Origin of the sequence: Mammaliicoccus fleurettii, assembly GCF_003970575.1 — a bacterium.
GTDB lineage: Bacteria > Bacillota > Bacilli > Staphylococcales > Staphylococcaceae > Mammaliicoccus > Mammaliicoccus fleurettii.
This window is the reverse complement of sequence record NZ_RXWZ01000050.1, coordinates 1-22,411: the sequence shown is the minus strand read 5'-3', so window position 1 is coordinate 22,411 and position 22,411 is coordinate 1. Positions and strand designations below refer to the sequence as shown.

The 22,411-nt window shown below is 32.1% G+C and carries 23 protein-coding genes and 1 riboswitch; of the genes, 2 read left to right on the top strand and 21 right to left on the bottom strand.

All coding sequences use genetic code 11. The features are described from left to right. Positions 1 to 10 precede the first annotated feature (10 nt). From CD129_RS04275 to CD129_RS04260, 4 genes are all read right to left on the bottom strand, one after another. On the bottom strand, positions 11 to 676 hold the full coding sequence (locus CD129_RS04275; RefSeq protein WP_107509013.1) for a DUF2750 domain-containing protein: 666 nt from the start codon (positions 674 to 676) through the stop codon (positions 11 to 13). Between the two features lie 97 nt (positions 677 to 773). Then, positions 774 to 1,967 carry an L-aspartate--L-methionine ligase LdmS gene (gene ldmS / locus CD129_RS04270; protein ID WP_107509012.1) on the bottom strand — a complete coding sequence of 398 codons (1,194 nt, stop codon included), beginning with the start codon at positions 1,965 to 1,967 and terminating at the stop codon, positions 774 to 776. Next, the gene (locus CD129_RS04265; RefSeq protein ID WP_078358050.1) at positions 1,964 to 3,151 is read right to left on the bottom strand and encodes a M20 family metallopeptidase; all 1,188 of its coding nucleotides are present in this window, start codon (positions 3,149 to 3,151) and stop codon (positions 1,964 to 1,966) included. Before CD129_RS04265 ends, ldmS begins: the two co-directional genes overlap by 4 nt. 59 nt (positions 3,152 to 3,210) lie before the next feature. Next, positions 3,211 to 3,309, bottom strand: a riboswitch (SAM riboswitch). 43 nt (positions 3,310 to 3,352) lie between these two features. After that, positions 3,353 to 3,895 carry a GrpB family protein gene (locus CD129_RS04260; protein ID WP_107509011.1) on the bottom strand — a complete coding sequence of 181 codons (543 nt, stop codon included), beginning with the start codon at positions 3,893 to 3,895 and terminating at the stop codon, positions 3,353 to 3,355. Between the two features lie 136 nt (positions 3,896 to 4,031). Here CD129_RS04260 and CD129_RS04255 point away from each other — a divergent pair, with 136 nt between their 5' ends. Further along, on the top strand, positions 4,032 to 4,499 hold the full coding sequence (locus tag CD129_RS04255; protein WP_078358052.1) for an S-ribosylhomocysteine lyase: 468 nt from the start codon (positions 4,032 to 4,034) through the stop codon (positions 4,497 to 4,499). A 701-nt stretch (positions 4,500 to 5,200) separates the two neighbouring features. Here the strand turns inward: CD129_RS04255 and CD129_RS04245 are convergent. The 5 genes from CD129_RS04245 to CD129_RS04225 form a co-directional block, all read right to left on the bottom strand. Further along, on the bottom strand, positions 5,201 to 5,551 hold the full coding sequence (locus CD129_RS04245; RefSeq protein WP_078356891.1) for a DoxX family protein: 351 nt from the start codon (positions 5,549 to 5,551) through the stop codon (positions 5,201 to 5,203). Further along, positions 5,551 to 6,735, bottom strand: coding sequence for a phosphopentomutase (deoB, locus tag CD129_RS04240; protein WP_107509010.1), 1,185 nt, complete (start codon positions 6,733 to 6,735; stop codon positions 5,551 to 5,553). The genes CD129_RS04245 and deoB overlap by 1 nt, the downstream gene beginning before the upstream one ends. An 11-nt stretch (positions 6,736 to 6,746) precedes the next feature. After that, on the bottom strand, positions 6,747 to 8,048 hold the full coding sequence (locus CD129_RS04235) for a pyrimidine-nucleoside phosphorylase (RefSeq protein WP_107509009.1): 1,302 nt from the start codon (positions 8,046 to 8,048) through the stop codon (positions 6,747 to 6,749). Positions 8,049 to 8,128: 80 nt separating this feature from the next. Next, a complete protein-coding gene (deoC, locus tag CD129_RS04230; RefSeq protein WP_107509008.1) occupies positions 8,129 to 8,791 on the bottom strand; it encodes a deoxyribose-phosphate aldolase in 663 nt (220 codons plus the stop codon). A gap of 84 nt (positions 8,792 to 8,875) precedes the next feature. Then, entirely contained in the window at positions 8,876 to 9,811 is a 936-nt protein-coding gene (locus CD129_RS04225; RefSeq protein ID WP_078356895.1) for a sugar-binding transcriptional regulator, read from the bottom strand. 109 nt (positions 9,812 to 9,920) lie between these two features. On the opposite strand from CD129_RS04225, the gene deoD reads away from it, so the two are divergent. After that, positions 9,921 to 10,631, top strand: a complete 711-nt coding sequence (deoD, locus tag CD129_RS04220) for a purine-nucleoside phosphorylase (RefSeq protein WP_078356896.1) — start codon at positions 9,921 to 9,923, stop codon at positions 10,629 to 10,631. Between the two features lie 41 nt (positions 10,632 to 10,672). Here the strand turns inward: deoD and CD129_RS04215 are convergent, their stop codons facing one another. The 12 genes from CD129_RS04215 to CD129_RS04160 all read right to left on the bottom strand — a co-directional run bounded on the left by CD129_RS04215 (position 10,673) and on the right by CD129_RS04160 (position 22,246). Beyond that, positions 10,673 to 11,929, bottom strand: coding sequence for a (Fe-S)-binding protein (locus CD129_RS04215; RefSeq protein WP_115337218.1), 1,257 nt, complete (start codon positions 11,927 to 11,929; stop codon positions 10,673 to 10,675). Then, a complete protein-coding gene (locus tag CD129_RS04210) occupies positions 11,919 to 13,328 on the bottom strand; it encodes an FAD-binding oxidoreductase (RefSeq protein ID WP_078356898.1) in 1,410 nt (469 codons plus the stop codon). Before CD129_RS04210 ends, CD129_RS04215 begins: the two co-directional genes overlap by 11 nt. A 248-nt stretch (positions 13,329 to 13,576) precedes the next feature. After that, positions 13,577 to 14,020, bottom strand: a complete 444-nt coding sequence (locus CD129_RS04205; RefSeq protein ID WP_107509006.1) for a Dps family protein — start codon at positions 14,018 to 14,020, stop codon at positions 13,577 to 13,579. A 179-nt stretch (positions 14,021 to 14,199) separates the two neighbouring features. Continuing rightward, the gene (locus tag CD129_RS04200) at positions 14,200 to 15,114 is read right to left on the bottom strand and encodes a D-ribose ABC transporter substrate-binding protein (RefSeq protein WP_115337217.1); all 915 of its coding nucleotides are present in this window, start codon (positions 15,112 to 15,114) and stop codon (positions 14,200 to 14,202) included. Positions 15,115 to 15,137: 23 nt separating this feature from the next. Continuing rightward, positions 15,138 to 16,076 carry an ABC transporter permease gene (locus CD129_RS04195; protein WP_078356901.1) on the bottom strand — a complete coding sequence of 313 codons (939 nt, stop codon included), beginning with the start codon at positions 16,074 to 16,076 and terminating at the stop codon, positions 15,138 to 15,140. Beyond that, entirely contained in the window at positions 16,057 to 17,553 is a 1,497-nt protein-coding gene (locus tag CD129_RS04190; protein WP_078356902.1) for a sugar ABC transporter ATP-binding protein, read from the bottom strand. The genes CD129_RS04195 and CD129_RS04190 overlap by 20 nt, the downstream gene beginning before the upstream one ends. A 12-nt stretch (positions 17,554 to 17,565) precedes the next feature. Further along, on the bottom strand, positions 17,566 to 17,955 hold the full coding sequence (gene rbsD, locus CD129_RS04185; protein ID WP_078356903.1) for a D-ribose pyranase: 390 nt from the start codon (positions 17,953 to 17,955) through the stop codon (positions 17,566 to 17,568). After that, on the bottom strand, positions 17,948 to 18,829 hold the full coding sequence (rbsK, locus tag CD129_RS04180) for a ribokinase (RefSeq protein ID WP_115337216.1): 882 nt from the start codon (positions 18,827 to 18,829) through the stop codon (positions 17,948 to 17,950). The genes rbsD and rbsK overlap by 8 nt, the downstream gene beginning before the upstream one ends. Position 18,830: 1 nt before the next feature. Further along, positions 18,831 to 19,796 carry a LacI family DNA-binding transcriptional regulator gene (locus CD129_RS04175; protein WP_115337215.1) on the bottom strand — a complete coding sequence of 322 codons (966 nt, stop codon included), beginning with the start codon at positions 19,794 to 19,796 and terminating at the stop codon, positions 18,831 to 18,833. A 66-nt stretch (positions 19,797 to 19,862) separates the two neighbouring features. Further along, a complete protein-coding gene (locus CD129_RS04170; RefSeq protein ID WP_078356906.1) occupies positions 19,863 to 20,249 on the bottom strand; it encodes a thiol-disulfide oxidoreductase DCC family protein in 387 nt (128 codons plus the stop codon). An 88-nt stretch (positions 20,250 to 20,337) separates the two neighbouring features. Further along, positions 20,338 to 21,759 (bottom strand): Na+/H+ antiporter NhaC, encoded by a 1,422-nt coding sequence (nhaC, locus tag CD129_RS04165; protein WP_078356907.1) that lies wholly within the window; start codon positions 21,757 to 21,759, stop codon positions 20,338 to 20,340. Positions 21,760 to 21,883: 124 nt separating this feature from the next. Then, entirely contained in the window at positions 21,884 to 22,246 is a 363-nt protein-coding gene (locus tag CD129_RS04160; RefSeq protein ID WP_078356908.1) for a transcriptional regulator, SarA/Rot family, read from the bottom strand. Positions 22,247 to 22,411 lie beyond the last annotated feature (165 nt).

Genomic DNA, 22,411 nt, shown 5'->3' with positions numbered 1-22,411 from the left:
GTTTATTTTTCTAACAAGGCATTGCTTTTAATACTGCTTTTGGATCTGTAATTGTACCGATCATACCTGATTTTAAGTTAATACCTAAAGCAATGTTTTCTTGTTTTAAGTCTTCTAACCATTCTTCAAAGACACCTGTTTCTACTTCTATAACATCGTATTCTTCAAAATCATCACGACGTACTTTTTCAGCAAGTTTACGTGTGCTCCAAACTGTCATCATATTTGGTAAACTAGCATCTTCTTCTTCTGAAACGATGATAAATTGTTTTTGTCCTTTAACTGTTAACCCGTATACATAAGTCTCATTACAAATATCTTCTGCAAATTCTTCAATTCGGATATCATCTAGTTCACTCATAATTTCTTCAATAAATGATATTGCTTCTAACTCTATTCCCTTGTTACTTTCGTACTTATCTATGATGAACTTGTCCCCTTCATCAAGAATGTCATCCATTTCATATGTTACAAATCTATCTAAATCTAAGTCCATTATTTTATCATATAGAGTAATATTATTCTCTTCTAAATATGATTCAGCAAATTCTTTTTTCGACCAGATTAAACGAATATCTGATGCTTCATCTCTTAGAATTTTGCGATCGATTAAAACAACGTAAAATTTTTCCTTAGCTAATATTTGTTTGAACATAGACATATCCTGGATAGCCATTGTCATACCACCCTTTTCATTATATTTAATCCCAATAAAATATAGTATAGTTAAAAGGTATAAGTCAATAAAAATTACATTAAATGAAGAAAATTTTTTATTTGTTGGTGCTACTCAATTCTTCAAGAAATGATTGTTCTTGTTCTAAAGCTTTAGATTCAGTTTCTGCATGCCATATTCCTGCAAATCTCGATTTCACTGCATCTTTACCAAAATAGTCTCCATCATAGTAAGAAAGTGGATATAAGTATCCAGCTACAATGTATTTTTTGATAGTTTGTATGAAATGCGTGTTATCGCCTTTTGAGTGATAACTCAAAAACTTTTGATAAGCGTCATTCATTCGGTCTTTAAGTAATAGCATACTTGTCGATCCATTTTGTCTAAAGTTTAAATCAATCGCAAATACTTGCCCATCTTTATCGATTAATAAATCAAAACCTGATACACCTTTATACCCATATTCTACACCTTTTTTCATTATTTCATACCCTGCATCAATTACCTTTTGAGGTACTTCTGTAGAATTAGTATTACCATTGTAAAATCCATATTCATCTGTAAGTTGTTTCACAGCGCCAATATATTGTATACCCGTTTTTTCACTATATACATATTGTACACAATAATTATCAACTTCTTCAATAAATTGCTCAATGATAATGCTTTTCGTATCACTAGCTTCTTTAATACGTGCTATTGCCTTATTTAAATCATCTTCATTGTAACATATCATCACACCGTATCCACCAGCAGTAGGCAACTCATCTCCTGGCTTAATCACAAGTGGCAGTTTCCAATGTTTTATTTTTTCGTCAAATTCATTACGCTCTACTATTTCACGCTTTGGTAAATATTTTCCACTTGTCCATTGCGCTATTTTAGCTTTGTTATTTAAATCGATAAATCTTGGTTTATACACTGCATAATCTTCACCTTTACATAACTGTTCACCATGTATGTATTGGAAGAAGATTTTCTTATTATCATGAGTTATTTGGTTAATTAAATGTTCGTAACTTTTTCTATCATTGAATGTATATAAATTTTTCGAAATTTCAACATTAACTAATTTTAGTAAATCTTGAACATTGTTGGTTAAACAAGCTTCATGTACAATCATAGGCATCTTACTAATAATCATTTCTCTTGCTGTTAAAAAATTAGATTGATCTTCTTCAGCTTTTAACCAAGGATTATCCTCATATGATGGTCTTGAATTGTATACTATATAGTCTTCGTATAAATCTTGAAGTGTTAATGTTAGTGGTTTCCTGTACTCATTTTTCATAATAAGTTCTCCCTTAATGTTTGATGATGCTCGATAATTTCATTTCTAAGGGACACGTTCTCTATAAGTTCTAAACCCATTGAGGCTAATATTTTCGCACCACTTATCAATGCTTTATCACCTTTAGTACTTGCAGCTGCTTGGCAAAATTCTTTTGTATGACCGACTAAATTAGATGGTCCAATCTTTATATGTGGATGTATAGTCGGTACGATATGACTTACATTCCCCGTATCTGTTGAACCAAAACCAAAATCGTCATCAATAACTTCTTCACCAATTTCTTCGGCATGTCTTCTAAACAATTCATCTAGCGGATTGTTTATAACAAATTCATTCACACCATTTTGTATTGGTCGTAGTTCGTATGTTCCACCTGTTTGTATAGCTGCACCTTCAGCTATTTTACGCACTTTATCTGTGAGTTCATCTAAATGCTTACGAGATGTTGCGCGTGTATAGAAACGTGCATGTGTAAAGTCTGGAATAATATTCGCCGCTTCTCCACCATTTAAAATGACACCATGTACTTTGTCAGTTTTCTTAATTTGCTGTCTTAACATACTTACTCCATTAAAAAATGACAGCATAGCATCAAGCGCATTTACAGCTTCATAAGCATTTTCTGATGCGTGCGCGCTTTTACCGTAGAACTTAACATCAAATACATCAACAGCTAAAGAAGGAACCGTCACGTAGGTTTCATGTCCTGGATGTACCATTAAAGCAACATCTATATTGTCTATAATTCCCGCTTTTACATAACTTGCTTTAGCACTTCCATTAATGCCACCTTCTTCTGCAGGACAACCTAATACTACGACTTTTCCGCCAACTTGATCTACCACTTTTGACAAGCTGATACCTGCTAACACACTAGAAGTCCCAATAATGTTATGTCCACATGCATGTCCAAGCCCAGGTAATGCGTCATACTCAGCTAAATAAGCAATCGTCGGTCCTTCCTTTTTAGAATCGTATGTAGCAATGAAACCAGTTGGATGATTCGCAATATTCTTCTCTATTGTAAAGTGATGACTTTTCAATTGATCACTTAATAATCTAGATGCAAATATTTCTTCATTACCTAATTCAGGACGCTCATGAATTTGATGACTCATTGATAAATATAAGTGCTTATTCTGTTCTATATAGTTTATAATATTTTGTGATAAATTACTCATTAACCATTCACCTTTCCAATATAAAGGCGCACTACTTTATAAGGAGTGCGCCAATCGATCATTTATCTTCCAGTAAAAACTGTAGGAATTGGCACCTTTCCATAATGGGAGGTTGCTGGACTTCATCGGGCCCATCCCTCAGTCACTCTTGATAATTCGTATGAAATTTGACTTTAATTCTAACTTTATCACTCGGATATGTCAATGATTTTTAGCAATATCATTTGCTTCTACATACCACTTCTCCGCTTTTTTCTCGAACTCTTTAATCATACTATCTTTACCTTTATAGTATTGTTCACTATCTGCAGGATAATCGATAACTAAATCATGTTTTAATCGGCTATACCTTTCTCTTTCTCCATTAAAAGTTCTTAAGTAATCTCTAAAGGATAATAGTCTTAAAATATGCGGACTTCCTTCATCATATATATGTAAATGGTGCGAAACTGCTCCAAAATCATCATATTTTTTAAAGTATCTATTGCCTATGACTCCACGTTCACCTTTAGACTCATATCCTAAAGCTGATAATTCATGTGTAAAAGAATCGATTGTGTTGCTATCTTTCACTACGATTAATATATCTATAATCGGCTTTGCAGATAATCCAGGAATAGCAGTTGATCCAATATGTTCTATGCTTATACTATGTTCTTTCAATAACGACTGTAAGTACTTTTTCTCTTCAAGAAAAAGATGTTGCCATATACTGTCGTAAGGGACTACTTCTAACCTCTTCATTTTATCACCTAATTTCAGAATAATTTATTATATTATCTTATAAAGTAACATATAAAGAAAGTAAAAGAAATCTGAATTGATTGTTTTTTCAAAATTTACTTGATATAATTATGCCGAAATCAAAGGAGGAATCTTCATGACAAAAATGAATGTCGAAAGTTTTAATTTAGATCATACAAAAGTAGATGCACCTTTTGTTAGACTTGCTGGAATTAAAGAAGGACAAAAAGGTGACGTTATTCATAAATATGATATTCGTTTCAAACAACCAAACAAAGAACATATGGAAATGCCTGCATTGCACTCATTAGAACATTTAATGGCTGAAAATATTAGAAACCATACTGATAAAGTGGTTGATGTAAGTCCAATGGGTTGCCAAACAGGTTTTTATGCTTCATTTATTAACCATGATGATTATGATGATGTATTATCTATCCTAGAAGCGACTTTAAAAGATGTTGAAAAGGCAACAGAAGTACCAGCATGTAATGAAGTACAATGTGGTTGGGCAGCAAGTCATTCATTAGAAGGCGCTCAACAATTAGCAACTGAATTTTTAGCTGAAAGAGAAAGCTGGAAAAATATCTTTAAAGAAGATTAATATATAAATTATAGAGGCTGAGACAAATTAATTCTCAGCCTCCATTTTGTAATCAAGTCTAGTTTTACTGTACTTCTTATCAGCAATTTTGCCTAGAACTGCTTTTAACGTACCCCTTATCAGCAATTTTGCTTAGAATTGCTTTTAACACACCTCTTATCAGCAATTTTGCCTAGAACTGCTTTTAACGTACCCCTTATCAGCAATTTTGTCTAGAACTGCTTTTAACGTACCTCTTATCAGCAATTTTGCTTAGAATTGCTTTTAACGTACCTCTTATCAGCAATTTTGCTTAGAATTGCTTTTAACGCACCTCTTATCAGCAATTTTGCCTAGATCTGCTTTTAACGTACCCCTTATCAGCAATTTTACTTAGAATTGCTTTTAACGTACCTCTTATCAGCAATTTTGCTTAGAACTGCTTTTACTGTTCATCTTATTAGTATAATCTCAGTAAGAATGCGTATGAAAATGAAAATTACAACCGATTTGGTAAGTGCTGACGCCTGAGGGAATAGTATGCGTGAGAGACTACAGGCTCGAGCCATACCCCTAAGCAAGCATGAACTTTACAAAATCGTAATATAAAAAAATAAGCATATCACTATAAAACTGAAGAATTCAGTTAAGTGATATGCTTATTTATTTTGAGTTAGGATATATGCCCAAGCTCCATTTTATAATAAAATCTACTTCTAATATTACATTTTTCTTACTAATTTAATTAATACATATTGTAAAGGTAATCTGCCCCACAATGCCCATTTTGGTAATGTCTTACCGTTTAAAGGAATATTTTTTTGTGCCATATAAACATTTGCTGGGAATACTGCTACTAAAAACCATTCGATTAGTTTTTTAGTAAGTTCACTTGGCTTTTTCAATATTAATTGTAACCCAAATACTATTTCTATTACGCCTGACACCCAAACAACCAATCTTTTTAATGGCAGGAAATGAGGTACAATTGCTTCAAAACCTTTTGATCTTACAAAGTGCATAACACCAGCAAAAGTAAATACTATCCCAAATAATCGTCTAAACAAGGACATTATTCAATACCCATCTCTTTTAAATAACTTTTGCCAAATTTAGGTAAAGTTACTTTAAAGTTATCAGCAATTGTTGCTCCGATTGAACTGAATGTTGTGTCTCCTGATAATTCACGATAATCATTTATACTTGGGCTAAACATTAATAATGGAACATATTCACGTGTATGATCTGTACCAGGTGCAGTTGGATCATTACCATGGTCTGCAGTGATGACTACTAAATCATCTTCATTTAATACAGATTGTAATTCTTCAAGTCGGTTATCAAAATCTTTAATTGCTTGAGCATAACCTTCTTTATTTCTTCTATGACCATATAATGCATCAAAATCAACTAAGTTTAAGAAACTGATTCCAGTGAAATCACTTTTAACTACTTCAATTAATTTATCCATGCCATCCATGTTATCTTTTGTTCTAATAGCTTTCGTAACACCTTCACCATCATATATATCATTGATTTTACCAATAGCTATAACATCATAATTAGCATCTTTTAAAGTGTTCATAACTGTTTCTCCAAATGGTTTCAATGCATAGTCATGTCTATTAGATGTTCTTGTGAAATTACCTGGCTCTCCTACATATGGTCGAGCTATAATTCTACCTATTAAATATTTAGGATCTTTTGTTAATTCTCTAACTTTTTCACAAATATCGTATAACTCTTCTAATGGAATAATATCTTCATGAGCTGCAATTTGTAATACTGGGTCTGCTGAAGTATAAACAATTAAGTCTCCTGTTTCCATTTGATGTTTACCATATTCATCAATAATTTCTGTACCTGATGCAGGTTTATTAGCAACAACTTTTCTACCTGTCATTGATTCAATTTCTTTTACTAATTCTTCCGGAAAACCTTCTGGATAAACTTTAAATGGTTTATCGATATTTAGCCCCATGATTTCCCAATGTCCTGTCATTGTGTCTTTACCAACAGAAGCTTCACTTAATTTAGTATAAAAAGCTTCTGGATGATCTACTTTATTAACAACTGGTAATTTAGCGATATTACCTAGTCCTAATTTTTCTAAGTTTGGTAAAGTTTCATTAAAACCTTCTAGTGTATGTTTTAATGTATGTGAACCTTCATCACCAAAGGCTTTAGCATCTGGTGCTTCACCTATTCCTACTGAATCCATTACAATTAAATGAATACGTTTAAAACGGTTTGTCATTTGACTCACTCCTAGTCTGTAATCACTTTATGGATTAAAGTTGGTTGAACTTGTTCATCAGAAATTGTGATGTTTTCTAAAATTTTAGACTCTACAGCTTTAACATCTTTATTATTTGCATAAATAGTTACTAATGATTCACCTTTTTCAACTTTATCTCCAACTTTTTTATTTAATACTAAACCGACTGCCAAGTCAATTATATCATCCTTTGTTGCTCTTCCTGCACCTAAAAGCATTGAAGCAACTCCAATTTCATCAGCTACAATATGAGATACATAACCCGCTTCTTTAGCTTCAACTTCAAATTTGTATTGAGCTTGTGGTAATTTAGATAAGTCATCAACAACTGAACCGTCTCCACCTTGGTTTTCAAGGAATACTTTAAACTTCTCTAAAGCTTTACCATTTTTAATTACTTCTAACAGCTTTTCTCTCGCTTCTTCTAAAGTTTCTGCTTTATTACCTAATACAACCATTTGTGAACCTAAAGTTAATACAAGTTCAGTTAAGTCTTCTGGACCTTCGCCTTTTAATGTTTCAATTGCTTCTTTCACTTCTAATCCATTACCAATTGCTCTTCCTAACGGTTGACTCATATCTGAAATAATTGCCATTGTATTTCTGCCTACGTTATTTCCGATTTTGACCATTGCATGCGCAAGTAATTCTGAATCTTCAATTGTCTTCATAAAAGCACCAGCACCAGTTTTAACATCTAGTACAATAGCATCTGCTCCAGCAGCAATTTTTTTACTCATTATTGATGAAGCGATTAGTGGAATAGAGTTAACTGTTCCAGTTACATCTCTTAATCCGTAAAGTTTTTTATCTGCTGGTGTTAAATTACCTGTTTGCCCGATAACTGCAACTTTATCTTTATTTACTAAATTGATAAACTCTTGTTCTGTTATTTCTACATGGAAACCTTCAACAGCTTCTAACTTATCGATTGTACCACCAGTGTGTCCTAAACCGCGTCCACTCATTTTAGCTACTGGTACATCAAGTGCTGCTACTAATGGTGCTAACACAAGTGTAGTCGTATCACCTACACCGCCTGTAGAATGCTTATCAACTTTGATGCCTTCAATTTCTGATAAATCAATTTGATCGCCTGATTCAACCATTTCCATCGTTAAATTAGCACGTTCATCATCTGTCATATCTTGAAAATAAATTGCCATTGATAAACTTGATGCTTGATAATCAGGTATTTCTCCCGAAGTATACCCTTTAATAAAAAACTTGATTTCTTCTTTAGATAATTCTTTCCCGTCACGTTTCTTTGCAATTATGTCTACCATTCTCATAGTTATTACCCTCCTGTTTATAAATGAATACGCTTACGTATGTTTCAAAATATAAAAGGTACTATATAGTACCCTTTATATTAATAGTCTGAATCTGATGTTTCACCTTTTAAAATTTTCACACCAGCTGAAGCACCTATACGTGTTGCACCATTATCAATCATAGTTTTCACATCTTCGTATGAACGGATACCACCTGAAGCTTTAACACCTAAATCTGGACCTACTGTTTCTCTCATCAATTTAATATCTTCTGCAGTTGCACCGCCAGTAGAGAAACCAGTTGATGTTTTTACAAAGTCAGCACCTGCTGCTACTGCTAATTCACAAGCTCTAACTTTTTCTGCGTCTGTTAATAAAGACGCTTCAATAATAACTTTAGTTGTTACACCATTAGCTGCTGAAACTACACTTTCAATATCTTTTTTAACATCTTCATCTCTGCCATCTTTCAATGCACCAATGTTAATAACCATATCTACTTCGTTAGCACCTTTTTTAATTGCATCTTCTGTTTCGAAAGCTTTCACTTCACTAGTAGTAGCACCAAGTGGGAATCCAATTACTGTACAAACGAGTACATCTGAACCTTCTAGCACTTCTTTGGCATGTGCAACATGAGTTGGATTAACACATACTGATTTGAAACCATGTTCCTTTGCTTCTTCTAATAAAGCATCAATTTGTTCCATAGTTGTATCTGGTTTTAAAGCTGTGTGATCGATATATTTAGCTAATGACATATTAAGTCCTCCTAATATTTTTATATTAATTTCATTATAAATGACATGTGAACATTTGTAAAACGATAAGAGAAAATTTGTTCATCAATCTATTAATGCTTGTGCAGTGTATTGATCAGTAATCAAAATATTGCTTAATTGACCTTCAAGTGCACCTCTAATTGATTCTATTTTATGCTCACCCCCAGCAACCAATACAGTATTTTCAATTTCTTTCAATGCATCAAGACCTATACCAATTGTTCTATTGTTAATTGCTTCATCAGCAACTTCACCTGTATTGTTATAAAACCTTGAACATATATCTCCTACTGCTGACTTCTTGAGTCTTGTTTTCTCTTCTTCATTTAAAAATCCAAGTTTAAATAATAGGGATGAATCTCTCACAGTTCCAACTGTGAAAATAGCTATGTCAACTTGTCTACCTTGTTCTAAAATTGATTTGATGTGTCTATCTTTTTCAACCATATCTTTCACTTCTTTGACATCAAATATTACAGGTAATGGTAAATCACGTGGAGTCGCATTATAAGCTTGTGCAAATCTTTCAAGTATTTGATGACTTCGCGTATCTACGTGTGAAAAGCTGATTCCCCCTTTCAACTGTATGATGCCTATATCTTTCAAATGACTTTGCTCTAAATATTGAGACACTTGATACATCGTTTTACCCCAACTAATGCCAATTTTATCTCCACTTTTCACAATTTGAGTTAAATATTCTGCAGTTCTTTTACCAATTGCACTTTGTATATTTAAATAATCATTGTATGATGCATGTTGAACGATACAATCCTTTAAATTATATTTCGACTTTATGAGTGAGGCTAAACTTTCAGCATCTTCATATGGGTCATCTATCTTAACCGTTACAAATCCATGATCTTTCGCATGATTTAATAATCTTGATACTGTAGGTCTTGAAATATCCATCTTTTTAGCTATTGCTTCTTGACTCATTCCTTCTTGATAATAGAGCTTTGCAATTTTGATACTATCTTTATTCTTTTGTAAATCCATCCCTATTCACCACTTTCTTTCACTCTTATCGTACAAAAATTCGCAAAAAATTGAAACAAATGTTATCTTTAAAATGAAAAAACTTTTATATTTGAAGGAGAAGATAGTTATGACTCAAGGGACACCACATATTCAACCAAATGGTGTGAAAATTGCAAAAACAGTACTAATGCCAGGGGATCCATTACGTGCTAAATTTATCGCTGAAAATTTCTTAGAAAATGTTGAACAATTTAATGATGTAAGAAACATGTTAGGTTACACAGGAACTTATAAAGGAAAAGAAGTATCTGTAATGGGTTCAGGTATGGGAATTGCTTCAATTGGTATTTATTCATACGAACTATATAATTTCTTTGATGTAGATACAATTATTAGAATTGGTTCATGTGGTGCGATGCAAGAAGATATCAACTTATATGATATTATTATTGCTCAAGGCGCTTCTACTAATTCACACTATGTTGATCAATTCAACATTCCTGGTTATTTCGCTCCAATTGCAGATTTCGGATTAGTTGCAAATGCTAAAAACAAAGCAGACGAAATCGGTGCAACAACTCATGTTGGAAATATTTTATCAAGTGACATTTTCTACAATGCTGATACAGAAGTAACGAGCAAATGGTCTAGATTAGGTATCCTAGGTGTAGAAATGGAATCTGCTGGATTATATGTAAACGCAGCAGCAGCAGGTAAAAAAGCTTTAGGTATCTTTACAGTAAGTGATCATTTACTAAGAGACGAAGCTACAACTGCAGAAGAAAGACAAAACTCTTTCACACAAATGATGGAAGTTGCTTTAGAAATAGCTGAATAATAAATAAAAGTGGCTGGACAAATTAATTGTCTCAGCCACTTTTATTTTATGCCGCATGCTTCTGCTACGACTTCTACGATATGTTTTACTTTAATTTTTTCTTCTAATCCTTCATTTTTTACACCTAACAACATTTGTAAGTGACATCCTGGATTAGATGTAATAATTAATTGCGGTTCTACTTTTGCAACATGCGTCATTTTTCTATTTAATATTTCCATTGATGCTTCATAATTTACAATATTATATATACCTGCAGAACCACAACAAATATCTTTTTCTGGTAAAATTTTATATTCTAGTCCTTTAATTTGCTGAATAATTTTCTCTGGTTCATTAAATACATGTTGAACGTTTTGTAAGTGACATGATGGTTGATAAGTTGCTCTAGTATGGATTGGTACATCTAAATTCAACTCAATATCATCTAAAATGACAGATATATCTCTTACTTTATTAACAAATACTTCTGCTCTATCTTTCCACTCTTCATCATTTCTCAATAAATGATCATATTCTATTAAAGATGCCCCACAACCTCCAATAGCATTTACATAATAATCTACATCATATTTTTCAAGTGCTTCTATATTTAGTTTAGCTAATTTTTTTGATTTTTCCATTTCACCTGCATGATGTTGAAGTGCGCCACAGCATGTTTGCTGTTTAATTTCTACAACTTGAATATCATGTGCTTCTAATATTTTTATTGCTAAATCATTAATATTTGAGAAAAATGCATCCATCATACAACCTCTAAAGAATCCAACTGTCGTTTTCTTAGTTCTAAATGGATTTTGTATATTAGTCTTTTCTTTTTTAACGGGTGGTAATATCGATGCCATTTTTCCTAGTCTTTCAGGCAATACATCCAATGCTTTTGTCTTACTTATAATTGTAGATATTAATGGTGAATGATACAATTTCAAACCTTTATACATGGCGTCTAACATATAATTACGTTCTAAAAATATAGACATTAATTGAGTGTCTAATTTTTTATTTCTGTTTTCTCTTAATACTTCAACCGCAGATTCATAAATATCACCATACTGTACATTAGTTGGACAAACCGTTTCACATTGTCTACATCCTAAGCATAAATCTATAGCTTCTTCTAAATCTTTTAACTCTGCTTTTCCTTCTACAGCATACTTAACTAAATTAATTCTGCCGCGTGGCGAATGTTTTTCTTCTTTCATCGTTAAATATGTAGGACAAGATGGTAAACAAAATCCACACTGAACACAATCAAAAGTCGCATCATATTCCAATTTATCAATTAAATTAATCATCATGGACTAACACAAACCTTTCATTCTCGTCTGGGAATATTTTGCCTGGATTCAAACGATTATTTGGATCTAATGCTTCTTTTACATCTTTCATAAATTTCATACCCGCTTCATCAAATTCATTGTACATAAACGGTTTTTTAAATAATCCAATGCCATGTTCTCCACTTAATGTGCCACCTAATTTTAATGCAGCTTTAAATATTTCAGCAACTGCTTCTTCAGCACGTTTCATTTCTTCAGGTTTGCGTTTATCAGTAATAATATTTGGGTGTAAGTTACCATCACCGGCATGACCAAATACAACTAAATTTAAATCATAAGTTTGTCTTATTCTTTCTATTTCTTCAAAAAATGCAGGTATTTGGCTAACTGGTACGCTCGTATCTTCGCTAATTTTAGTAGGACCAAATTTTACAATCGCAGGTGATACAAGCTTTCTCACTTCCCATAATTCTGATGCTTGTTTCTCATTTTGCGCAATGAGCACCTTACATCCAGGTAATTCTGCACACGTTTCTTCAATTATTCTCATCTCTGCTTCTAAAGCTAAAGGATGTCCATCCAATTCTACTAATAATACTGATTCAGAATCAGCAGTTACATTCTCAATTGGATGTGTTGATAAAACTGCATCAACACAATATTTGTCCATTATCTCAATTTTAGAAGGTAATATACCAGATCTTAAAATTTTAGAAACAGCTTTTCCAGATGTAATAAAATCATCAAACTGCAGCATAGCTGTCTTAGTATCTATCGGTTTAGGAATTAGTTGTAAAGTAGCTTTAGTAATAATACCTAGTGTTCCTTCCGAACCTACAATTAATTTAGTCATATCATAGCCTGTTACATTTTTTACAGTACGACCCCCACAATGAATCACATCTCCATTTGCCGTTACGACTTCTAATCCTACAACGTAATCTTTCGTTACACCGTATTTTAAACATCTCGGTCCACCAGCATTTTCAGCTAAATTTCCACCGATTGTAGATACTCTAGAACTTGAAGGATCAGGTGGATACATTAGCCCATACGATTCAGCTACTTTATGAATCTTTTCAGTTATAACACCTGGTGAAACTTCCATCATTAAGTCATTCTCATAAACTGTTATTTCATTGTCCCACCTTGAGAAATCGAGCACAATACCACCATATACAGCAAGCGGACCCCCACTCAAGCTCGTACCACTTCCTCTTGGATAAATTGGGACATCATATCGATTACACAATTTAACAATATGAACAACTTCCTCCGTAGACATAGGCTGACAAATAATATCAGGCATAAACTCTCCGAAAGAAGCATCAAAACTATAACTTGAAAGATCAGCAACTTCTTTAGAAACACGACCATCATCCATATGTTTCTTTAAAGCTTCATAGAGCTCCTCCATGTTATCCCCCCTGTATAAAAAATTATTATTCTATTAATGATATCACTGTTTTTTATAATTTTCATTTCAAGTGAATGCGGTTACAAAATATGTAATGAAAAAGAGTGGACCAAGAATGTCTTATATAAGACATTCACACTTCTTTCGACTTGTGTGAATATATATGACCTATAAAAAAAGCTGAGACAATTAATTTGTCTCAGCTTTTTGAATACACTCTTTTAACTAATATACAATTTTATTAATGATTAGCCTAAGAATGATTTTAACATCCAGTTATGTTTTTCAAGACTTGTTACCATAGCTAATAACATATCACCTGTCATGTCATCGTCTAATTTTTCTGCTAATTGGATGCCTTCTTCTAGTTGTGCAATTACTGTTGTAAAGTCTTTAGATAATTGTTCAACCATTTGATTAGCTGTTAAGTTTTTCTCAGCTTCTTCAATTACTGACCATTCTAATGCTTCTTTCAATGTTGCTATTGGATTACCTTCTATTGCTAATATACGCTCAGCTAAGTCGTCTATATATACGCTTGCTTCATTATATAATTCTTCAAATTTTGCATGTAGTGAGAAGAAGTTTGGTCCTTTAACATACCAATGATAATTGTGGAGTTTAGTATATAATACTGTCCACTCTGCTACTTGTTTGTTTAATACTTCGATTACTTCTTTATTGTTTGTCATTAATTTCCACTCCTCTAAAATTAATATCCTTGATTACAATAATTATTATATTATAATAATTCTAATCTGTCAATGTTTTATACCTAGTTATTTATAATTATTATAAATAAGGAAAAGAGAGAAAAAAAGAAGGTATAACCTTTATTAGGCTAATACCTTCTTTCCAAATGGATAAACATTTATTTAGCTTTTTCAAGTGTTAGTGGTACTTTAATTTCTTTGTCGACTTTCTTACCATCCATCAGTTTGATGATAGAGTCTACAGAAGCTTTACCCATTTTATCTGGTTGTTGTGCGACTGTAGCATCAAGTTTACCACTTTTAATTGATTTCATTGCATCTTCATTACCATCAAATCCAACGACAATGATATCTTTATCTCCAATAGCTTCTATTGCACCAAGCGCCATTTCATCATTATGTGAGAAAATTGCTTCTACATCTGGATGTGCTTGTAAAATATTTTGAGTTACATTCAATCCTTCTGCACGATCAAATTTAGCACTTTGCTTAGCAATAACATCAAGTGATTTGTCTGCTACATCATGGAAACCTTTACCTCTTTCTCTTGTTGCACTAGCTCCTGGTACACCTTCTAATTCAGCTACTTTAGCCTTTTTACCAAGTTCATCTAGAATAAATTGACCACCCATTTTACCACCTTCTACATTATCAGAAGCGATAAATGTAGCGACATCTCCTTTATCAACAGATCTGTCTAAAGTAATTACTGGAATACCTTCATTGTTAGCTGATTGCACTGAACTTGAAATAGCACTTGAATCAGTTGGATTGACAACTAAATAGTCAACTTGTTGCTGAACTAAATCTTCTATATCATTAGTTTGCTTAGCTGAATCATCTCTAGCATCTACTACTTTAACTTTCATACCTTGTTTCTTCGCTTCTTTTTCAATACCATCTTTAATAGAAACAAAGAATGGATTATTCAATGTTGAAACACTTACCCCAATTGTAACTTCTGATTTCTTTTTATTTGTCTTTCCTTGATTACCTTTTTTCAATGGTGATTCAAGTGAACATGCTGATAAAAATAACATGGTAGTCATTAACAGGATTAAAATTTTCTTCATTTGTTTCTCCTCACTTTAATTGATTATTTTTTTCTATCGATTAAGACTGCTATTAAAATAACAATACCTTTTACAACTTGTTGATAGAACGATGATACGCCTAGTAAATTTAATCCATTATTAAGTACACCAATAATAAGCACACCAATTAGTGTTCCTACGATACGACCTTTACCTCCAGTTAAAGAAGTTCCGCCTAATACCACTGCAGCAATAGCATCTAATTCGTATGATGTACCTGCAGTTGGTTGAGCTGAATTTAAACGTGAAGTTAAAATTGCACCAGCTAATGCTGACATTAAACCTGAAATACCATAGATTAAAATTTTCACTCTATTTACTTTAATACCAGAAATTTTTGAAGCTACTTCATTCCCCCCGATAGCATATGTATGTCTACCGAATGTTGTCTTTTGTAAAATAATTGCTAATACGATAAATACAATGATCATTGTGACTGCTGGTACTGGAATTCCGAAAAAGTAACCTTTACCAAACAGTTGGAACATATAACTGTCGCCTAAACTTGTTATTGGATTACCATCTGTTACAACGAGCGTTAAGCCTCTAAATATAGTCATAGTAGCAAGTGTTGCAATAAATGGTGCCATGCTACCGAATGTTACTAATATTCCATTAAATACACCTAATAAGAATCCACCTAGCACACCAACTATGAGTGCAACTATTGGATCTAAACCGCTTGTAATTAAAATGGCTGTGAAAGCACTTGATAAAGCAAGTATAGAACCGACAGATAAGTCAATTCCACCAGTTAGAATAACAAATGTCATACCAAATGCTATTAACCCGTTAATAGAAACTTGTCGTAATAAGTTCAATAGGTTAGATAAATCTAAAAATGCTGAGTTCATAATACTAATTACTACTATTAATAAGATAAGTCCTATAAATGGAATGATTTTTTCGACAAAAGATGTCTTAGCTGTGATTTGTTGCATGTAATTCCCCTCCTGTAGCTAACGTCATAATATTTTCTTCTGTAATATATTCGTGTTCAACTTCACCTTTAATGCTACCCTCTTGAACAACAATCACGCGATCACTCATACCGATTACTTCAGGAAGTTCTGAAGATATCATAATAATTGAAACACCACGTTCAGTTAATTCATTCATCAGTTGATAAATTTCTCTTTTCGCACCAACATCAATACCTCTAGTCGGTTCATCTAAAATCAATATTTGAGCTCCTGTGCCAATCCATTTTGCTAACACGACTTTTTGTTGATTACCACCTGAAAGTGATGAAACAAGTGCTTTGCGATCAGTCTTAATATTTAGTCTTTTACTAATTTGGTCTGCAAATACATGTGTTGATTGCTCTTTAATAAAGCCTTTATTTGAAAAACTTTTCAATGACGGTAATACCATATTATGTTCAATTGAGAAATCTAGAATTAATCCTTCGTCTTTTCTATTTTCTGTAATTAAACCTAAACCGTGTTTCATTGCATCTTCCGGTGTTTTTATGGAAACGGATTTGCCTTTAATTTCAATATCTTTATGGCCTTTATCTATTCCGAATAGACTTCTCATAATTTCTGTTCTTCCAGCACCCATTAAACCACTAAACCCAAGTATTTCTCCTTGTTTCAATGAAAACGATATATCTTTAATACCTTGTACATCATTACTGAGTGACTTCACTTCCATAACAGTTTCACCTGGTGTCACAGTTCTTTTTGGAAATTGTTCAGTTAAATCTCTGCCCACCATTGACTTAACAATTTCATCATAATTTGTATCTTTAGTCTCTTTATACAATACGGTTTTACCATCTCTCATCACTGTTATTTCATCTGAAATCTCAAATATTTCTGCCATTCTATGAGAAATATATACAAATGAAACACCTTGCTTTTGTAGTGTCTTAATGAGTTTAAATAATTGTGTGATTTCTTTATCCGTCAAGGCGGCTGTTGGTTCATCCATGATAATTATTTTTGCATTTGTCATTAAAGCTTTAGCAATTTCAATCATTTGTTGTTCACCAATAGAACATTTGCCAGCAACTTTCTTTAATGAAATGTTGAAATTCAATTTTTCAAATACTTTTAAAGCTTCTTTTTTCATCTTTTTCTCATTTAAAATGCCAAACTTATTTTTCATTTCCTTACCGATAAATAAGTTTTCAAGTACAGTTAATTCTGGCCAAATATTTAGCTCTTGGTGAATAAATGTAATACCTGCATCTTCTGACATTTGCGCATCTTTATATTCTACGTTCTTATTTTGAAATTTAATTTCACCTTTATCTTTTGCATGAATACCTACAAGAATTTTCATCAATGTAGATTTTCCAGCACCATTTTCTCCCATAAGTGCATGGACAGAAGCTTCTTTAAGATTAAAGTCTACACCAGTTAATACTTTATTTTGGCCAAACGCTTTATGTATTCCAGCCATTTCTAACATAGAACCCCTCCTTTAAAATAAAACATCACTTTCTAAAATGACATTTGCAAATGGTGTTGCTTCTCCTGTTCGAATAATAGCAACTGTATTTCGTGTCATTTCTTTAAACTTCTCATGTGATATATATTCTTTTTCTACATCACTTTGATTAACTTTTTTTAAAAGCTCTGGATTATCAGATTTAATTTCTTCTGCAAAAATCATTTTTTGTACTGCCATATGTTCTAATACCAGTTCGTAAACGCTTTCAAAACTTGGTACACCAAAAGACAGTGCTAAATCTATTTTACGTACGCCTTTTGGTATAGGTAATCCACAATCTGCTATTACAATTCGATCAGTATGTCCAAGATCACTTAATACTTTTGATATTTCGCTGTTTAATATCCCTGTTTTATACATTCCATTCTCCTTTAATATCTTCTAACGTTGGCATTCCACCTTGAGCACCCATTCCCGTAACTGAATAACTTGCTGCTAAATTAGCAAACGCTAAAGCTTTTTCTAAGTTGTATTCTTTCTGTAATGCAACAGCAAACGCACCGTTAAATGTATCGCCAGCACCTGTTGTATCTTTTACATCACGTTTAAATCCATCTACTTGAACTTTTTCTTTACCATTATGATAAACAGCACCTTTATCACCTAAAGTTACAATCAATTTCATAGGATAAGCTGAAAGTGCATCATCTAAATCACCTTTGAACATTTCATCACTTTCTGTTTCATTTGGAGTTAAATAATCAACTTTTTCGATAATCGATTTATTGATTTCTCTATAAGGGGCTGGATTTAATATTGAAACTAAACCATTTTCTGAACAAAATTCTACGACATATTCAACCGTTTCACTCGGTATCTCTTGTTGTAGCAATACAATATCTCCTTCAGTTAAAGTTTCTAAATGTTTCTTTACAAAATCAGGCGTTACTTCATTATTTGCTGAAGGAACAACTATAATACTATTGTCTTGCTCTGATAAAGTAATATGTGCAGTACCAGATGGAACATGTGTAACGGGTTCCACACCATCCACAATAACATGATTATTTTTTAAATTTCCATATATTTCTTTACCAAAATCATCTTCACCAATTCTACCTACCATTTGTACTTTTTCACCTAATCTTGCTGCTGCAACTGCTTGATTAGCACCTTTTCCTCCTGGTGTTGTAAAGAAATCGTCTCCTAAGATTGTTTCACCTTTACCTGGTCTTTTAGAAGCTGAAACGACTAAATCTATAGACATACTACCAATTACTGTTATCTTCTTCATATTAATCTCTCCTTGTTGATTGTCTTTCTACTAAAGTTACATCTAATACTTGATGATGTTCTCTTTTTTTACCTTCTAATTGCTTTATCAATTGCTGACATGCCTTTTTACCAATTAAATATGCAGGTTGATGTATCGTAGTTAAACTTGGCGAATACGTAATTGATAAAGGTATATCGTCATAACCTACAACTTGTATAGCATTTGGTACATTGTAATTATAGTTATACAGTATGCTCATTACTTTAAATGCACCAACATCATTACTACAAATTATACTATCTATACTATATTCTTTAATCATATTAATTAATTCATCGTCAGATAGTTCTAGCTCATTTGCAGATATGTAATTTACTTTAGCGTGATCCAATACTGATTTAGCTCCATTAAATCTTTCTCTAAATGATTTATAATTTAAATTTTGTTCTAAAATGAGAACTGATTTAGCTTTTCCTTTAATTATCACTTCAGCTTGAAGCTGTCCGCCTTTAAGATGGTTCGTTTCTACAAATTCGTGATCTTCATATACACGATCTAATAATACAAATGGCATATTATAAGATTTAAAAGAATCAAATGTTTCCTTGCTTGAAAGTTGTGATGCTATAATGCCACTACAATTATGTACATTAAAAGTGTTTAAGTACGCAAGCTCTTTCTCATCATTACTATCACCATTGCCTAAAATAATATGATAGCCCTTAGCCATTGCTTCGTCTTCAACACCTCTTGCAACTACTGTAAAAAATGGATTACTAATATCAGGAAGTAACAAACCAATCATTTTAGACTTGCGTTTGTATAATGTCCTTGCTGTTTCATTTGGACTATAATTTAAATCTTGAATTGCTTTATCAATTTTATCTTGAGTTTCTTTTTTAACATAACCACTTTTGTTTAATGCTCTAGATACAGTTGCAACCGATACTCCTGCATATTGAGCAACTTGTTTAATTGTTGCCATACTTCAACTTCCTTTTGTGTAACCGTTTACACAAAAGGATACCACGCTCTAATTATTTATGCAATATCAATCTAAAAAATATTTTCTTTCTTCAATTGTTGGCAACTTACATTCATTTTTAAATTGTAAACTATGTCGAATTTTAGCAAATAAGTCATATCCTGCATTTCTAATAAATCTCGGAACAAATTTTAACGACCATCCAAGTAATTGATAATTTTTAATATTTTTTAATAAATGTATAACTGCATCTGATTTAATATATACATCTTTACCATCCACAACTACAATAGAATCTATATTTTTCAAATCTGGTCTTACATTAGCTAAATTCTTTCCATATTCTCCTTCTAATTGAGCAAACTGAAATCTAGAAGAAATCTTATGACCAATTAACCACATAACCGCTCTGTTACAATATCCACAATCACCATCATAATAAACAATAGCCATATCATTCACTCCTATATCTATTTCTTTAAAAGTAACACTACATTATTACAAATAAAACCGAGACGAATTGTATCGTCTCGGTTTCTATTTATGTAGCTTTACTAAATTCTTTATATTCTTCTTCGTTAATAGAAATGACCTTAAATCCTATGTATCCAAATATTATCGATATAACTGGAACTGTATAATTGAACACTGCATACAAACCATATTCTAATACATTTACATTCAATGTTTGTGCGATAAATACACCACATGTATTCCATAAGAAGAATACCGAAGTGACAGTACCACCATCTTCTAATGCTCTAGATAAGTTTTTAGGATGTAATCTTCTATCTAAGAATGTTTTGATATACATTCTTGATGGAACTACAATCGATATGTATTGTTCTGAACATGAAGCATTTGTTCCTATACACGAAACAATAACTGATGCAATAAGACCGCCAGTTCCTTTGGCTACTTTCAATATTTGCGTGATAATCGATTTCAACATACCTGAATATTCAAGAATACCTCCGAATGTCATTGCAACAATCGTCATCGAAATGGTATAGAACATGGATTCTAATCCACCTCTATTAAATAATTCTTTTACTAAATCATTTTTAGAATCGAGTACATACCCTGTCTGTAGTGTTTGAACACTATCATGAAGACTTCCACCTTGTATAAAGATTTGTGATAAGAAACCTAATATAATACCTACTACAAGTGCAGGAATTGCTGGTACTTTTAATGCAACTAAAATTATAACGATAACTGGCACTATTAATAGCCAAGGTGAAATCGTGAAGTTATCTAACATTTCAGAGTTAATACCATCAATTTTTCCTTGATCCATATTAGAAACTGAAAATTGTTGTCCTAAAATAAAAAATACAATTAATGAAATGATTACTGCAGGTACGGTTGTATAAAACATATGTTTTATATGCTCAAATAAATCTGTACCCGTTAAACCAGCTGCTAAGTTTGTAGTGTCTGATAGAGGACTCATTTTATCGCCAAAGTAAGATCCTGAAATAATAGCACCAGCTATCATGCCAGCAGGTATATCCATACTCAAACCTATACCCATTCCAGCTACACCTACTGTTGCCATTGTTGACCAACTACTACCTATTGCTAATGAAACAATTGCACATATAACAGTTATCGTTACTAAAAATAAAGAAGGTGTTATTAATTTTAAGCCATAATAAATCATTGTGGCTACTATACCCCCACCTATCCATGCTCCGATAATTAATCCTACTAAAATTATAATGACAATAGCAGGTAAAGCTAATCTTATACCTTTATACATCATTTCTTCTATTTCTTTCCAACTAAAGCCATGATAAAAAGCTACGATTGCTGCTATTGCAGTACCTATCATAAGTGGAATATGTGGTGCTTGTTCTAATACAACTACTGTAAACAACATACTAATAATCATAAACAAAAAAGGAACAACTGCCCAAATGAAACTTATATTATTCTTAGATAAAGACTCATTTTCCATCGAGAAACCTCCTTGATAATTAAAGCGCTTACATTCCCAATTGTATTATTTTATTTTTATTTATTCAACACTATATTTACATGGACCTACAATAAATTTATAGGTCCATGTATGTACATCATTATTAATCTTCTTTAAGCATTAACAATACTTCTTTCATTATTATATTAAACTCTTCTTTATATTCATCATTAAAACGTATTATAACAGCTCTTTCATCAGATTTTAATCGATTTTTTAATATATATTTTTTCTCAAATAGTCTCTTTATAGCACGAGCCGATTTATTTTGTTTTATATAACCTTTTTCGATTGCATCTTTAAGATGTACCTCTTCCACTTCATTCAACTTCATTAAGAAGAAAAATTCGTGTTTCTTTAGACCATACTTCTGTTCAATAACTAAAAAGATATTATCAATTTTATTTTGGTAGTCAAAGAATTCGGAACATGCTGTGATTGCCTCTGAATAAGATTGAGTCTTCATAGTCTGGACCTCCTAATTAATAGTTAATTAAATTATCTTAAAATAATTTTAACACAAAATTAAATAACATCAATATGGAATTTAATAAAATATTTGACATTTTATGTATTTTTTAGTGGTCAATTTGCCAACCGTTATGAGTTACTCACAAATTCTATATATGAA